The 15,314-nt window shown below is 33.7% G+C and carries 21 protein-coding genes, 3 tRNA genes and 1 pseudogene; 6 read left to right on the forward strand and 19 right to left on the reverse strand.

Annotated features, from left to right (window positions below; all coding sequences use genetic code 11):
* Positions 1 to 669: 669 nt before the first annotated feature.
* From WH390_RS07250 to WH390_RS07260, 3 genes are all read right to left on the reverse strand, one after another.
* Positions 670 to 1,122, reverse strand: coding sequence for a hypothetical protein (locus tag WH390_RS07250; RefSeq protein ID WP_032114865.1), 453 nt, complete (start codon positions 1,120 to 1,122; stop codon positions 670 to 672).
* A gap of 290 nt (positions 1,123 to 1,412) precedes the next feature.
* A complete protein-coding gene (locus tag WH390_RS07255) occupies positions 1,413 to 1,748 on the reverse strand; it encodes a hypothetical protein (RefSeq protein WP_032114864.1) in 336 nt (111 codons plus the stop codon).
* A gap of 72 nt (positions 1,749 to 1,820) precedes the next feature.
* A complete protein-coding gene (locus tag WH390_RS07260; RefSeq protein WP_187290934.1) occupies positions 1,821 to 2,006 on the reverse strand; it encodes a hypothetical protein in 186 nt (61 codons plus the stop codon).
* 524 nt (positions 2,007 to 2,530) lie between these two features.
* On the opposite strand from WH390_RS07260, the gene WH390_RS07265 reads away from it, so the two are divergent.
* From WH390_RS07265 to WH390_RS07275, 3 genes are read left to right on the forward strand one after another with little or no spacing between them, the layout of a single operon-like run.
* On the forward strand, positions 2,531 to 2,749 hold the full coding sequence (locus WH390_RS07265) for a hypothetical protein (RefSeq protein ID WP_032114863.1): 219 nt from the start codon (positions 2,531 to 2,533) through the stop codon (positions 2,747 to 2,749).
* Positions 2,750 to 2,757: 8 nt separating this feature from the next.
* Positions 2,758 to 3,039, forward strand: a complete 282-nt coding sequence (locus WH390_RS07270) for a hypothetical protein (RefSeq protein ID WP_238565669.1) — start codon at positions 2,758 to 2,760, stop codon at positions 3,037 to 3,039.
* A gap of 15 nt (positions 3,040 to 3,054) precedes the next feature.
* Entirely contained in the window at positions 3,055 to 3,528 is a 474-nt protein-coding gene (locus tag WH390_RS07275) for a hypothetical protein (RefSeq protein ID WP_238565668.1), read from the forward strand.
* Between the two features lie 342 nt (positions 3,529 to 3,870).
* Here WH390_RS07275 and WH390_RS07280 read toward each other — a convergent pair.
* Positions 3,871 to 4,260 (reverse strand): annotated as a pseudogene (locus WH390_RS07280) (terminase); the annotation flags it as partial.
* Complete coding sequence (locus tag WH390_RS07285) at positions 4,257 to 4,823, reverse strand: terminase small subunit (protein WP_032114861.1); 567 nt, start codon at positions 4,821 to 4,823, stop codon at positions 4,257 to 4,259. The gene WH390_RS07285 and the pseudogene WH390_RS07280, both read right to left, overlap by 4 nt.
* Positions 4,824 to 5,062: 239 nt before the next feature.
* Here WH390_RS07285 and WH390_RS07290 point away from each other — a divergent pair, with 239 nt between their 5' ends.
* Both WH390_RS07290 and WH390_RS07295 read left to right on the forward strand, forming a co-directional pair.
* Positions 5,063 to 5,260, forward strand: coding sequence for a hypothetical protein (locus WH390_RS07290; RefSeq protein WP_032114860.1), 198 nt, complete (start codon positions 5,063 to 5,065; stop codon positions 5,258 to 5,260).
* A gap of 386 nt (positions 5,261 to 5,646) precedes the next feature.
* Positions 5,647 to 5,904 carry a hypothetical protein gene (locus WH390_RS07295; RefSeq protein WP_032114859.1) on the forward strand — a complete coding sequence of 86 codons (258 nt, stop codon included), beginning with the start codon at positions 5,647 to 5,649 and terminating at the stop codon, positions 5,902 to 5,904.
* Between the two features lie 820 nt (positions 5,905 to 6,724).
* Here WH390_RS07295 and WH390_RS07300 read toward each other — a convergent pair.
* The 5 genes from WH390_RS07300 to WH390_RS07320 all read right to left on the reverse strand — a co-directional run bounded on the left by WH390_RS07300 (position 6,725) and on the right by WH390_RS07320 (position 9,274).
* Entirely contained in the window at positions 6,725 to 7,018 is a 294-nt protein-coding gene (locus WH390_RS07300) for a type II toxin-antitoxin system RelE/ParE family toxin (RefSeq protein ID WP_032114858.1), read from the reverse strand.
* Positions 7,008 to 7,262, reverse strand: a complete 255-nt coding sequence (locus WH390_RS07305; protein WP_032114857.1) for a type II toxin-antitoxin system RelB/DinJ family antitoxin — start codon at positions 7,260 to 7,262, stop codon at positions 7,008 to 7,010. Before WH390_RS07305 ends, WH390_RS07300 begins: the two co-directional genes overlap by 11 nt.
* Before the next feature lie 153 nt (positions 7,263 to 7,415).
* Positions 7,416 to 7,787 (reverse strand): hypothetical protein, encoded by a 372-nt coding sequence (locus WH390_RS07310; RefSeq protein WP_052044822.1) that lies wholly within the window; start codon positions 7,785 to 7,787, stop codon positions 7,416 to 7,418.
* A gap of 134 nt (positions 7,788 to 7,921) precedes the next feature.
* Positions 7,922 to 8,482: a phage tail tape measure C-terminal domain-containing protein gene (locus WH390_RS07315; RefSeq protein ID WP_032114856.1), complete on the reverse strand. Its 561-nt coding sequence runs from the start codon at positions 8,480 to 8,482 to the stop codon at positions 7,922 to 7,924.
* Positions 8,483 to 8,671: 189 nt separating this feature from the next.
* Positions 8,672 to 9,274 carry a serine/threonine-protein kinase gene (locus WH390_RS07320; protein ID WP_052044821.1) on the reverse strand — a complete coding sequence of 201 codons (603 nt, stop codon included), beginning with the start codon at positions 9,272 to 9,274 and terminating at the stop codon, positions 8,672 to 8,674.
* 330 nt (positions 9,275 to 9,604) lie between these two features.
* Between WH390_RS07320 and WH390_RS07325 the strand changes: the two genes are divergently transcribed.
* The gene (locus WH390_RS07325; protein ID WP_072012851.1) at positions 9,605 to 9,742 is read left to right on the forward strand and encodes an ogr/Delta-like zinc finger family protein; all 138 of its coding nucleotides are present in this window, start codon (positions 9,605 to 9,607) and stop codon (positions 9,740 to 9,742) included.
* 73 nt (positions 9,743 to 9,815) lie between these two features.
* Here WH390_RS07325 and WH390_RS07330 read toward each other — a convergent pair whose 3' ends face one another.
* The 9 genes from WH390_RS07330 to WH390_RS07370 all read right to left on the reverse strand — a co-directional run bounded on the left by WH390_RS07330 (position 9,816) and on the right by WH390_RS07370 (position 15,244).
* Positions 9,816 to 10,004: a DUF4917 family protein gene (locus WH390_RS07330; protein WP_148305539.1), complete on the reverse strand. Its 189-nt coding sequence runs from the start codon at positions 10,002 to 10,004 to the stop codon at positions 9,816 to 9,818.
* A gap of 88 nt (positions 10,005 to 10,092) precedes the next feature.
* Positions 10,093 to 11,958: a S8 family serine peptidase gene (locus tag WH390_RS07335; protein ID WP_052044820.1), complete on the reverse strand. Its 1,866-nt coding sequence runs from the start codon at positions 11,956 to 11,958 to the stop codon at positions 10,093 to 10,095.
* 596 nt (positions 11,959 to 12,554) lie between these two features.
* Entirely contained in the window at positions 12,555 to 13,100 is a 546-nt protein-coding gene (locus tag WH390_RS07340) for a hypothetical protein (protein WP_406850712.1), read from the reverse strand.
* 222 nt (positions 13,101 to 13,322) lie between these two features.
* Positions 13,323 to 13,778, reverse strand: a complete 456-nt coding sequence (locus WH390_RS07345) for a hypothetical protein (protein WP_032114854.1) — start codon at positions 13,776 to 13,778, stop codon at positions 13,323 to 13,325.
* Between the two features lie 202 nt (positions 13,779 to 13,980).
* A complete protein-coding gene (locus tag WH390_RS07350) occupies positions 13,981 to 14,313 on the reverse strand; it encodes a hypothetical protein (protein WP_069187506.1) in 333 nt (110 codons plus the stop codon).
* The gene (locus WH390_RS07355; RefSeq protein WP_238565667.1) at positions 14,298 to 14,726 is read right to left on the reverse strand and encodes a hypothetical protein; all 429 of its coding nucleotides are present in this window, start codon (positions 14,724 to 14,726) and stop codon (positions 14,298 to 14,300) included. Before WH390_RS07355 ends, WH390_RS07350 begins: the two co-directional genes overlap by 16 nt.
* Positions 14,727 to 14,967: 241 nt before the next feature.
* Positions 14,968 to 15,054 (reverse strand) — tRNA-Leu (locus tag WH390_RS07360).
* A gap of 7 nt (positions 15,055 to 15,061) precedes the next feature.
* Positions 15,062 to 15,135: transfer RNA gene (locus tag WH390_RS07365), tRNA-Cys, on the reverse strand.
* A 33-nt stretch (positions 15,136 to 15,168) separates the two neighbouring features.
* Positions 15,169 to 15,244: transfer RNA gene (locus WH390_RS07370), tRNA-Gly, on the reverse strand.
* Positions 15,245 to 15,314 lie beyond the last annotated feature (70 nt).

Here is a 15,314-nt window from a genome sequence, read left to right on the forward strand (position 1 = left end):
GCTACCATAAAAAATAAAACCACTGTCCGCCGTTTAATAATTATCACTAACGAGCGGGTCAGAGAGTCTAGGGGGTGGAGCTGTTAGAAAAATGCCTATGTTTGTACTTACCCGAGATGGCTTTGTGTTAATTGCTATGGGGTCTACTGGAAAAAAGCTCTGCAACGGAAGAGTTACATCAATGCGTTCAATAAAATGGAAACATAACTCAGCAACAAACCAACCTTAACTCAACTTAACTCAACTTAACTCAACTTAACTCAACTCAACTCAACTCAACTCAACTCAACTCAACTCAACTCAACTCAACTCAACTTAACTTAACTTAACTTGAAAGCAATAGTTTTCGTTGAAAATAACAATGTTGCAAACGTTAAAGAATTAAATGATAATGAATTAGTAATAACCATAGACTTAATAAAATTCAGCAAAATAAAGCAGGCTATATATTCATCCGAATGAAATTATTGGAAAGCTAATTCAATTAAATTGATACCCCGGCTAAGCCGGGGCTATATAAAAATAATTTTTTATTTGAGAGTAAACAATATAAATAACTTACTGTAAATAGTAATATTTAATTACTATTTAATTTTAAATAAAATAATTACTATCAAGTTTATTCTATTTATAAAAGATATTTAAAAATTTTTCTTTATAAGAGTTATATTATTTATTTTCACACGCAGTTATTTTTAGTAGAAAAATCCAGACAGTATCATTTTCGTCACCTGGCCAATAAAGTGAGATGTCAAATTTTAGTCCACTTTCTGTATCATATTTTAAATCAATAATTTCGACTTCACCTGTATCTTTATTTTTAATAGATGAAAAACTACCCTTAATTAAATCCTTACCATTTGAGTTATATTCTGTGCTAATAGAAAAATTGAATTTTTGTGGTTTACTTGGATCCAAAACCGTAAATAAAACACCGTGCGGGTTGTTATCTTTTGCTGGTTGAACTAACCTATCATCATAATATGGAGTAGATTCTTGTTCTATGAATATCTTAAAACCTTGCCAAATATTTAGAGCATAGTCATAAATAACCATACCAACATTATAATGGTTGAATTCAAAATAAGTTTTTATTTTTGGTTGAATATATGATATTTGCATAATAGTTATCCTATTTTTATTTTAAGTGCTATAACAACGTATTAATAATGACATACTATAACTACTCAAATAAATATATTTTTTATTATATTCATGTAATTTAAATTAAAAAAGTTGATTACATGCAAACATAAACAAAAACACATTTTTCATATATACTTATTATTTATGAAAAATAATATAGTTGTAATCATATAATAATTTATTTATATCAATAATATTTAATTAAAGTAACCTTAGAAATTAATATTGCCAGAATCTTAAAATTTATTATCCAATTATTTCTAACCTCAATTCTGCCTCTGATGCCACACCGTAACCGGTGGCATCGCCAGCCTAACATCTAGCCAAATCAACATCGGAATGTCACCCGGCTCACCACCAGTATAATAAATTAGTTTTCGGTTAATAATCTCTTTAACTCGCCAGTGTTGAAAATCTTCTGGCAAATAGTTGTGCTGACGATGTAAGGCGGTGCAGTCGGTTATATTGCCAAATATATCGCTAAAAATATCGCTGGTTGCGCGTTGGACGGTGATGTTGACTTTGAAACCGGCAAACCGCTGACTGAGATGGCCGCCACCGTGACCACTTGGGCAACTACCTGACGTATTCCACAATTTCACTTTTACAAACTGCCGTCAAAAGGCGTTTACCGCGAATGTCGTCGTTTAAGAAGCGTACCCGTTGCCGACAAATTAGGCGAAATCACGGAACAGGTCAGAAAAGCGGCCGATGAAGGCGATTTTGCTGCTTATATCAAGGCTCATGGCGGCCCCTGTACCCCACGCAATCAACAAACTCTTCGCGTTGCCTACCAAACCCACGACCAACTCAACACTTACAATGAAGAAGTGCAAAAAGTGGTCGGCATTTATGCCCAACTTACCCCTCCGCCGATATAATCAAAACCCGTTGCCGAAAAAACTGACTGGTAAAGAAAGTCCCTGATAGCGAGGACCAGGAGCTTTTAAAAAGCGCCATCGGCGCGCCTCAAAGTTCTGGCAATAATTGTAGAAATGGGGGGTTAGATGGGGGAGCTAGGGTAAATATAAAATATAGCCTTATAAAAAAATACCATTAGTAATGATAAGATAGTCAATTGTAACAAGATAATGCATAACAAAAACACAACATAATTAGCAAAAAAATCAATTTTATCAAAATATTGAAGTAAAATGATAAACTTAATTAATGCCATTATAGCAAATATTCACAATATCCTCTAAATTGAATAAAAATTTGATACCATATATTACTTTTCATAATTTATAATTTATTTTTAAGAAAAATTACTGGATTAGCTGGTAACGTAAACGCATTATTAGTGCTTGAAAGATACTCAATCATCAAATATGCTGATATTAAAGGAGTATGCAAGATTATTTGCAATGAAGGAGGGAAGACTATGACTAATATATTTGTAAAATTGTTAGGCAAAGATGCTATCGAAAAAGAAAGGAAGTTATCTGAAAGACTAAGAACCTCTCAAACCAAAAGTGTTGAGGTCATTGGTCGTGGGGCTATTATTGTTTCAAAACAAGATTTAGCCTCCTCTGACAAAGTAAAATCGATGCGTGCAGACGCCCATGAAATTATCTCTAATGAAAACAAAAAAATAAAATAGGAACATAGGTGCTTGCCTTACTAATTATTCCTTTATTAGTAAGTGGGTATATTGTTTTAACTCAACACCCTACCCATTACTATAGGCTTCATCGTCATGATGGTCAGTTACTTTACATGAAAGCAGCTACACTAGGCTTATGGTGCTTTATTTGGACAATATTCTTTGCTTATTTAATTAAATGGATATATCCATCGTTTCATCCTGTAATGTTTATAAAAGAACAATTGAATTTAAATATTAAAGAAGCTGGAAGTGAAAGAATCATTGCTTGGATTATTCTCTTATGAATAGGATCAATAATTGTGGCCTATGTTTGGGCTAAAGCTGCAAAAAAAATAGTTATATACAGGGCAAAAATTTATAATTATTTTCTGCATATAAAAATAGATGAATCTGATATCGACTACGAAAACATAGTAATGTTAAGAATGCGCCAAGAACTAACCAAAGATAATCCTATGGAAGAAATGTTCTTCGACTCTCTAGTTGATAGACGCCAGATCATGATTACATTACAGAACAAAAAAATATACATAGGGATTATCAATGCATTAGGAGAACCTAACGAAAAAGAAGGTCCTAATCAATATATTTCTATTTTACCTATTCTCTCAGGATACAGACATAAAGATGATCTCAATATAGTTTTAAAAAATGAATATGTTGACCTGAATAATGCAGATACCAGTATTATCCTGCCATTAAAAGAAATAACACAAGTTTCATGGTTTGATGCGAAAATATATAAACAGGTTGAAAATAGCAACGTTTCATAAAAGTCATACAAAAGCTGTACGGCTTTTTACTATTTCATTTCTAACGAATTTTTATTTTGATTGTTCATAAATAGTGATATAACTCTCTAATTTTTTTGATCTAATGACTTTTAATAAAACAAAAATCATCTATTTATTATTTTGTATATAATTTAGCGAAACACACACAACTTAATATTTTTGATTTTGTACAACAATATTTTTATTGAATTATTCCTTTACTCCGATAAATAACTAAACACAAACCTATCTACTACCCACTAAAAAATTACTATCACACGAACCAATAACATATTTAATAACATATAATTATCCGTAATAGATTATTTACTGTGGCTATCATTCGTTAAAGCCAATAAAGGGGAATTCTTGCCCATGGTAATCCCAATAATCATCGACTTCTTTGCCAAACCGAAAAAGTAACTCTTCACCCGTTGGCCATACCCATCTTAATTCTGAAGCAGAGGCCAGAAACCGCGCTCCATCTTTAAACAGGCGGTATATACGCTTTGACTGAGTAATAATATCAGCCAGATTTTTATATTCAGTATCGAATATAATACCTCGCCAGAATGTACCGTAACCGATACCGACATTACGCCTGAATCGCGCTAACTGGGCAGCAGTCTTACCGGGGCCTCGCGTGCCTTCATACAGTATCTCGTTGCAAGGACAACTTAGCGATAACGATTGAGAACTCGGCAAAGGTTTCCACACTAGGTTGTAATTCATCCACCTAATGCCTCACTTTGTTGTTGCTGAGCGACTTTTTCCCAATCATCGACACTGTCACATGCCGGGACTGGCATAATGTTACAGGTCGCTTCTATTTTTTGCGCAATCTGCTCTTTAAATGCCATAACTGAGATATGCTTACCAAGTAACTCCAGGTTTTTAATTTTGTCTGGCCACTTAATTTTCTTTAGTAGCGCCTCAGTTGTATCTTCCGCCGATGAAATGGCCATAATATCTAAACCATTTAAGGTAGTGCGCCAGACTTTTGGCCATTCTTTGACAGGTTTTAAATCACCTTTATCCGTCAAAATATCAAGAATGTCCATTTGGTCAATACTAACAAGGCGTTTTAGAACATAGTCCGCATCAACATCCAGACGTTCATTGCGGCTATTTATCAATTGCTGAATTCGATTTTGAATGTTGGGTTTTGATAGGTTCTCAGCGGCAATATCTTTAGCTGTTTTTTCACTGTAACCGGCTCTGATAGCAGCTTGTGTCGCATTTAAATCAATCAGGTACTCGCGACAAAATGCTGCCTGTTTGTCTGTGAGTGCCATTTTTATTTCCTCATAAAACAAAAACCACCCGTAGGTGGTGTTTTTAATCTGGCGTAAATGGAAAGTTTTTGTTTAATTTGTAGAGGATAATTTTTCACACCAACTGTGTGAAAAATTATATAAAAAATTAAAAAAATTCTATTTGTGATATTTTGTTGTATTTACATAAATGTAATTTAAATGTTAATTAAAAGAGGTATCATTAATAACAATTTTTAGTTATCTTTGGAGGATAAAGCATGAAATCATTATTCAAAACAATAGCTATTGTGTCGCTTTTAGGGTTTAGTTATTTTTCTATTGCAGGTACAGTAGAAGAGGAACGTGAAAAATTATATCCTGGTTGTACTTTCAAACCCGGTCGTTACTGTTGTCCCTCTTATGACACAAATGGAAAAGAGATTCCATACTGTATGGATATTATAGAAAATAAATAATCAAAACAAAGCATACCTCTTCTTAATATGAAAAGGTTAATCTCAAAGTGACTTCAGCCTTTGATTCATTTAGACAATTACTTACTCTGTTGCTTATAAACCTCCCTCACCCTTTCTCTTAACCCCAAATACTGCGCTTCTAAGGTTTCGAGTTGGCGTCTGAGACGGAGATAATTTCGCCTAGCGTCAGGCGCCAATTGAGCGAGTGTTCCGTCATCCATATTGATATCTACTGATGACAATTAAATTCAATTGGTGTGAAGGCTTATATAAAAAATTAAAAAAAGTCCATTTATAACGTTTTATTTCATTTACAAAAATATCATTTACTTGTTAATAATAATAATTGATATTGTTACTGTTTTTATTTATTGAAAGGGTGAATTATGAAATCATTATTTACAATTCTTATTGCAACTTTCTTTATAGGGTTTTGTTCAATATCTATTGCTAATGAAACCACCGCAGAACGCTATGAACAGTTTTATAAAGAGCAATTAGCTGCAGGGAATCCCAATTGGTGGGAAGAAAGCGGCAAAAAATGTCTTCAAGTAGATACAGATAAAATACTATGTATGCCAACAACGCCTCATCAAAGATCTGAAAAAATTCTACAAATGCCACTGGACTCATATAATAATTAATGCACTAAAAAATAAATCAATAACCTCTTCAAACTTAAAAAGAGGTTAATTACCAATCTACTACCGTTTTATTGAACATCTTCCCAATTACCACTTATTAACTTAAATATCTTTTTGATAATAGTTGCAATTATTTTTATAATCATCTATCAGTGCCTATTCCTTTTCTCTATATCTATTTTTAAGAAAACTAATGTTTGATATCTATTAAATGTTTTTTAACAGCAACTATGTGAAAAATTATATAAAAAATTAAAAAAATTCTATTTGTGGCATTTTGTTGCATTTACATTAATGCTGTTGAATTGTTAATGATAAGTATGAATACTAATAATAATTATTATTTACTGCCGGAGGATCAATTATGAAGTCATTATTAAAAATAATGACTATTGTGTCTTTTTTGGAAATTATTTCTCCTTATGCTTTCGCACAAAAATCAATACCGACAGAACCTTGTGGTTAATATGCATCCAAAGCAATGAGGAGATCAATGTTGCTTTAATGATGATATAAGAATGGCCATGATTGTGTCTCGGAATTAATGCCGTCAGCAGCAACCTGACTGTAACCATCGCCATATCAGTACCTGTAAAAGAAAAACCCGCACGAGGCGGGTTTTAGGAAAATTATTTAATTTTAAACAACGGTTTATTTTTTTTGAATGACTCCTAGACCTTCCATCGGTGATTTTTATCGCGAGCCATGCCAATTTTTGTTCGACTGAAAAATAGTTAGTCTCTAAAAGCATTACTTTAAAATATAAAAAGCCAATAAAAAAACTATCCAGATAGAAACGATTAAATGACAACACCACAGCTCATCGCGTTATACGACCAGTAGCTGATTTATAAGCTGTTGATTTTTCGCGTTTAGCAATTGCTATCACCCATATCACAATTTCTTCGTCTATCACCTGGTAGACCAGACGGTAGCCCGATGAGCGGAGTTTTATTTTAAAGCATCCCGCTAATTCACCATGTAATTGGGCTGATTCGATATGGGGATTATCTTGTAACTTCCTTAACTTCTTTTTAAACTGCTCGCGAATATTTATATCCAGCTTTTGCCATTCTTTTAGCGCACGCTCATCGAATGCTATACTAAATTTCATCAAGGTTTACCCGGACTCGTTTAGCTGGGTGCTTTAGACGTTCACGTACTACATCCAAAATGTCCTTATCTTCATCTTGCTCTGCGATCAATACCGATACTTCTGTGAACGGCAGTTTTTCATTTTCTACCACATAGCGTAAAAAAAGCCTCATCGCATCAGAAGGGGAAAGATTCATTTTATCAAATGCACGGTAGGCATTTTTTTTCAGTTCTTCATCCACTCTTATTTGAATTGTGCTCATAATATCACCATAATGTAATGACATTTGTATTACAATTGTACATTATTATATCTGTGGCGCAATGATTTTTAAAAAATGTCCGTCAAGTGATAGAAGAAGATAGATAGGATATAAGCCTCTAAAAGAGCTTTTTAACAACATCAGATAATCTAATTATAACGAATAACCATATTGTGTACATTGAGTAACTATAGCTTCGTATCCATATTTATCATCCGCTATAGAAATAACCGTGCTTAAATCATATCCACCAATAGGCTCAGATATTGATGCTATAAATGGCATAAATCCGACATAACCGCCAAATACATTTTTTGCATTCACCATTCCACAATAGATATTATTTTTATTTACAACCATCTTTCCAAATTTGATCTTCACACTATCAGGATCGTTTAACTTATCTTTTACTAAGTTAGTTAATTTTGCTTTTTCTTTCTTGGTAAGATTTCTTTCTGTCGCCAACGTACTAGTAGATATAATAATTACTGATACGGCTAGTAATGCAGTGATTACTTTATTCATTTTGTCATCCTCACATGTAAATTTTACTTATATTAACATAATGAGAGGCTCAAAATAGAACTAACAAAAATACCCATTCAATTTTTGTAATCATCTATTTTTAATAGCCATATCTATTAGCTGCTTTAATAATATTATTTTCCTTTGATTTCTCTACTGAGATAAGAAGCCGGGTTTCGCAGCAATCTGGTTACACCTTCCTCAACAACCTGAAAGAGCTCTTTCTTGATAGCGGCTGAATTAGTTGATGGAAGCTGTTGCTGTTGACCGCCATTGATATTGATGTCACCGGATAATACTACCGTAGCACCCCCTGCGACCGGCTGCATGCCATACATCGGGGTTGCTGCAGGGCCAACATAACCACCGGTCGCATAACCTTTTTTTGTGTTATTCATTAAGTGATAGAGATTAGCTACGCCAAGGCGGCTAGTAGCTTCCTTGGTAAATACAAATTCACCCTTGTGAACATAACCACCAATATCGTATTTATTACCATCACCAGTATAGCCACCAGATGCATGCCCCTTAAGACCTAAAAAACTGCCAAAACCAGTTCCACCAAAGGCTGATTCCATCGCTTTTAAAATTGCCATTTGGGTCATCATTTTGACAATCATTTCAAGTACCGATTTGGTAAAATTAGCGAAGTTGGCTTTGCCGGTCAGCAGAAAATCAGACAGAGTTTGACTCATTCCCTCAAAGGCAAAACGATAATTTTAGTATGATAATATTTAATTTTCTTCCAATCGATGACCGTAAGCCTTTCCAGACTTGCTGCTTCTGTTACTTATCAGATTTTTTGAGCTATGGAAGATGTAATAACTCAAATTCGATTCAACAGTTTTTATACCATATCTATCAGCACTAAATTGCTACAATCTTTATGGTTTGTAGGTATTTTCAATAATATGCTCAAGTGCCCAACTATATCTCATTTGTGAACTATTATTTATTGAATCTTTGATCGCATTATTTCCACTGTGATACTCTTCATATCGGTTAGAAAAGTCTATTGGATAAAATGTGTTGCTTTCTATATCATATAGAATATTTTTAAAATTTAAATCATCATGCATTATTCCCTTATCACCTAAATCGCAGATCATATGTCGAAAGCGCTCCTGCGCAGTGGGTGGAAATATGTTGTCATTAATGCTACTAAGTGGTACCCCTGGTATTTTATACATTCTAATGTAAAATGTACCCTTACTTTCTAATAAGGCCGCAGAGCCTTCTCCATAATATTTATTAAAACAGTTCACTTCTTCTCTAGCGAAAGATTCTATGTAATGGATATCATCAGCATATAATTTCTTTAATATAAAATTTTTATTATTAGCATCTCGATATATTTTCCCCTCAATTCCCTCTCCAATTAGCTTTCCTAGTTTAATATTTTTATTTTCTATATCGTTTTTTTCCGATAATGCAGCAGATACACTGAACTTATTGTGATGAAAAACACTTAATACTTTATTGAACATATATTCACCATAAATATTGTTATTTTTTTATTATTCAGAATATTATTAAATGTTTCTCTTTAGTTAAATAAAATTTGCAAACAAAGCATTTAAAATGTGAACTAAATCTTATGAGGATAAAATTTTTATTAAAATAGCATCAAGTTCATTATTTTCCTCTCGCGAGATAAGAGGTAACTCTAATTGTTCCATCCCAACTAACCTCTATGACTTGTGTTTTTACAAAACAAAATCTTAAACACTAAAAACCCATGCGTACGTAATCACTTTCCCAAAAGTATAAATATCTTAAAAGCGGTTATATTGGGAAAATTATAATCTCACCGATACATCATCACCAACGAAACCAAAGAAAACTATAATCAATGCCAAAATGTCAATTGCAGCACCACATTTGTTAGTCATGAAACAGTGGCGAGGTATATTATTAAACCGCAATTAATTAATGTACTAATACCTAATGGGTAGCTAATTTGTAAGCAATATCATGATACTCATAATAAAAGAGCCCTATCTTTATGGCTCTTTTAAGTACTATGGCTTAATTATTCCAGCAGTCAGGGCTACTACTTTTATAAAAAACAATTTCAGTATTCGCACCAAAGTTATCTTTTATTATCTGTTCTACTCTATTGCAATATCCTTGAGCATCACCATAAACAGATACTGCTACCTTTTTTGGTAGTGATAATTGATATAAAAAACGATTAAACTGATACTTAGTCAGAATAGTTGAATTAAGTTAAGACAAAAGCAAATCAGCCACTATAAATAAAAGTAGCTGATTAACCAATATATAGGATTATCCCTAACTTAAACTACAGAATCTCTCTCCAGAATTCTGAATTATCGCTAGGCTCCCAGCCACAATTGTTATTTATTGCGAACCATTTTTTATTTTTCCAACTGACCTTATCACCCACCATGTAAAGTTTAGTCGGTTCCCAGAGTGGGTAGTCCGTGACTTCTCTCCAGTATCCTGAATCATCGCCAGGCTCCCAGCCACGGTTGTTACTTATTGCGACCCATTTTTTATTTTTCCAGCTAACTTTGGCACCTTTCCTATAGTGTCCATTCCTCTCCCAGAGTGGAAATTCATTGAACACCATAAAATTATGATTGATACTGTCACTATTACCAAATGCATCGGTAACAGTTAGAGTGATAGGATATATTTTCTCTTTAAAGACTTCCGGTGTAATAAAATGCAGTGTCGATTGATTTTGAATCTCTGCGGTAATGCCGTCAGGAAGTTGCCAGGCGTAAGCAACAATATTTGCTACTTTTGATGTTGACTTTTCAGCAGATAACATAACTTGGGCACCACCTTTAGCCGATAATGGCCCTTCAATGATTGCGACAACTTCTAGCAGACGGCGACGCATTTCAGTAATAGCACTACGAACATTAGGTAATGGGCCAATATGTTCATTTCCTTCAGAGACGTTAATATTTTGCGGTGTTCCTGTTTCAATTAAGAGCGCACGCATTTCACGTGGTGTGAGAACCTGGCCAGTCTGTTGTTTATACCAAGATTGAATGGCTACCGCTGCTGAAGCGACAATAGGTGTTGCACTAGAAGTTCCATTAAATCCATTTGTATAATTATTGTTTGGCCCTCCATTATATAAGCCATCGTATCCTGTTGTGACAACATTACCACCCCATCCCTGAACATGCACCATACTACCATAGGTACTAAAGTTTGCTTTTTTTAGTAATTCATCGCCTGCACCAACACGAATTACACCACGATCAGGGCGATTTCGATATTCATAATAGATATTCTGGTCTAAATTTTCACTACCATTCCCAGCAGCTCCAATAACAATAATACCAGCATTAAGAGCCTCTTGCGTGACATCCCAAACAGCGTAATCAAAGTCAGCAGGTACATATTTACCGGTTATACCGCCTGTTTGCATCTCGTAAACAAAAATATCACCCGCCCTTAATGCTCTCAACCCTAGAGATATACCTGCGGCGCGGCCATAACTTATCTCAGAAATACCATAAAATGACTCAGCGTCATGAACCATTCCTTTTACACCAAAGTTAATATCCTTAGCGTACATCACTCCGGCAACAGCGGTACCATGCTCATTATTCAGGGGATTTGTTGTAGGAACATAGTCAACGAAGTTATGTCTTTTTAGATTAATATGATCAAAATTAAATCCCCATTCTATATCTGCAATACTTATCCCTTGACCAGCTATACCTAGAGACCAGGCATATTCCATATCAATACCAATATGAGTAGAGGTAACACCACTTTTATATTCCTGAAGATGAGTAAAATTTGGTGTATTGTGAACTGTCTTATCAATAAGACGTTCTTTATTATTAACCTGAGGATTGTATGGTAATTCCATGGGTGCTAGTTTTTCTACATAGGCATACTCAACAAAATCATAAGTAGATATTTTTTGTGCAAGACTTTCTTTTTCTTCTAATGACATATTGTCAGTATTTTGCACATAACAAATCCCCGCTAAATTTTCAAAGTTGACTGTATTGATGCGGTTTTGTGGTAATAGCATTTCATCAGTTACAATAGACTTAAAATTAAACTGCGTTAAAAAGTTATCTTGAGTCGCGACAGATTTTAGGATCAACTCTTGATTATTTCTTGATCGAATAACCTCTCTATTAAACTTAATAACAATATTATGTTTTTCCATTTTTATGCCCTATATGGTAAATACTAATAAATTAAAGTTGCACAAATATATCTAACACATAAAAATGGCTAATTGATAATTAAAGTAACTTAATGTTTTTTTTAATTTTTCATAAAAAAATAGATTTAATTGTAATATGGTTAATTTGTCTTATTTTTTATAAAATACTTTGCCACAGAAAGAAAAATTAATTAAAAATATTTTCATATTGATTCATAAATATATTTTCAGTTATTTTTTGATCAAATAAATAAAAAATATTTATTTTTATTTTGCTTGTTTCTTACTCCAATTATTTTAATTACTTTTTTGCAAACTTAATACATTTTGTATATTTAAATAATACAAAATGATCACTCTGTTGTGGAATAAAAAAGTATGGATAATTGTCAAAATAAGGTTTAAAAAATATAGATTTTATTAATTATGGTGAAATAGAAGATGCTTGATTGACAATAAATGATATATCGCAAGTAGTTGTAGGTATCATTAACATTATAGAAGGTATAATCTTGCCCCCTGTTTTGCAGAGGGCTTTTAGTTTAAAACAATAGTTATGCCTTTATTAAACACAAAGTCTTTATTAATGCACTAATTTAATTGGCAGGCTGAATACCAGGTTTATCAAAATATTCTCCAGCATCGATTAGTAATTTAAATTTTGCAGTGTTACCAAAGTAATCTGTTACAGTAATCTCTGGCGACTTAGCTATAGAAACCCACTCATGTTCTTTAGATTCAGGTAAATCTGGTAGTATAAATTTATAAATATAAATGATAGGAGTTTCATTAGAGAAATTATCGTTCAATATTGTCGTCTTGTGGAAAGCTAAATATGTATGTTTTTCATCCTTCAATACAAAGTTACCATCTAATCTAAAGTCATAATTATTACTTTTTCTCGGTGTAAACCAAACATTGACCTGAGTGTTATTCTTTTTTGCTCCCCTTTTTATACTTTGAATAACAGCAAAAGGATAAATTTTCATCCAATCAGCATTACCTGGACCACTTATACCATTTTTGAAACCATCATAGCTCCACTCTTTCCAATTTACTCGCCCTAAACTTATCTGACCATCTTTTAATTCAGTGCTTTCGTCTGAATTTATGCTACAATGTTTAAACGTTTGATTACCCACGTCTTTAACCGGAAAAAGTTTTACAACTTGGCGCCATACTTTACCATTATCCTGATATGTAAAATTATTATCTTTATCAATACGAGTTTCCCATTTAAAACTATTTCTATATTCCTCATATCCAAGTTCTATACGGAAGTTCTCACTCCGAGTATAATCAACTGCCGGAATTGAATTAACATGTACAAATTTTGGAGAAATAAATGTCGAACCGACTTCACCTCATGGTCCGTTTTTGGTTGCAGTGCCAGTTGAACTGGTATTAAAATCACCCACGCCAGGAATATGAATCTCGGCACTAATATCAATACCATTATTTCCTGTCGGTACAGAAAGGTAATACTTTAATACTTTTTCACCAGCATAGTCTTCTACTGGTTTATCACTCGATTGAACATCCCAAGAAATAACTTTAACATAATCATCTTTTCTGCTGGTTTGACTCCAAGGATTGATATTTTTATTACCATCAATATAATTGACTAAATAGATATTATTAATTAGCTCCTCATCAGGAATATCAATCGGATTATTATTTTTATCTAAAATTTTAACTTTAAAATAAAGTTCAACTTGGTTTTTTCCATTACCATAAATCGTTGCTTTTTTCGCTGAGGAATTACTATAAAATCCGATATCAAGGTAATCTAATCGATAAAAGCTGTCCCATACGCTCATATTATGTTTCCCTGCTCTTTATTAAAAATATATTTTGCAACCGATAAACAACAAAAAGCATAGCAAATTTTAGATAGTTAGATCTTTTAATTTTTATTAAAATAAATGAATATTATATTTAACTACCCCGTGTCTTATTTAAATTAATTTTCACAAAAATAATTCTATTATTTCATTAATATTAAATTTACCGATAAATAATTTAATCTTGTTTAATTGAATGTTGTTTTTGATGCCATACAGAATTCGGTGGCATCTCTACCCTAACATCCAACCAGGTCGACATCAGAATATCAACTTGCTCACCGTCAGTATAATAATTAGGTTTACCATCAATAATTTCCTTTTGACTCATAACTTTATCAGTAGCTCTACCAATTGCTTGCACAACACTGTTTTTATCAAATTTATCACCCACAGTTTTGCTTGTTTTTTCGATAAGTTCTTGCAGTGCTTTAATTGACTCTAACTTAACCGTTTTCCCACTTGGCAAGGTGATCTCAACTACGCCAGTTTCTGTCAGCCATGTGTCCATATTTTGCAAAAAATAAATAATATAGGCATTCGCGGCAACCAAGGCACGTGCGGCGTCACTATTGTTGTTGGGTTCAGTAAGATTAATGTATAGGTGATATTTGTTGCACTAAATGTCGCTGCTTCGGCTAGAACTAATTCATTGTCACTGTTAACCGCTTTGATCAGGTAAGGGTAATTAATATTGTTATGTTTTATAAGTATTAACATGCCAATCGAAACAACAGGATTATTACTACTCCACTTGGTGCCAGTTCCGCTAACAATAGCTGATTCTGACACTAGTGTGACTGTGCCAGTGTTATAAACCTGGGTAATCCCGTTTTTAAAGGTATCAACGGTTTCTACCTGCTCATCTTCTAAAAATTGTATTTCCTGTGTTTGCTGCTCACCGCCTTCGGTTGACAATGTCATCACCTGCGGCATTGCCTCCTATCAGAAAATAACAGATATCGAGTCATAAAAACATGACACAAACTGCTCGCTATGACAGAAAAATAAATATTGTCCCAACTGTAGGAGGACAAAAGCAATAATAAATTGATAAGTTAGTAGCGAAAGTTAATAGCGAAACGTGATTTAACTCACAAAAAAGGCAACCCTAGAGGTTGCTCTTTTTGTTGCTAACTTGCTGATAACCAACAAGTGTTTAATATGGTGCCCAGGGCGGGACTTGAACCCGCACAGCCTTAAGGCCGAGGGATTTTAAATCCCTTGTGTCTACCGATTTCACCACCTGGGCTAAATTCTGGAGGCGCGTCCCGGAGTCGAACCGAGGTAGACGGATTTGCAATCCGCTGCATGGCCACTCTGCCAACGCGCCCTACTCAATCTAGCTTATATGTAGGGCTAATATTGGAGCGGGAAACGAGACTCGAACTCGCGACCCCGACCTTGGCAAGGTCGTGCTCTACCAACTGAGCTATTCCCGCATTCTCACAATACTTAGTTAGTTAAACCCAGCATCGTTTGATGCGCTGCATTCTACTTGTTTCCTGTATT

It is taken from the genome of Candidatus Arsenophonus nilaparvatae, from assembly GCF_045346035.1.
GTDB classification, from domain to species: domain Bacteria; phylum Pseudomonadota; class Gammaproteobacteria; order Enterobacterales; family Enterobacteriaceae; genus Arsenophonus; species Arsenophonus nilaparvatae.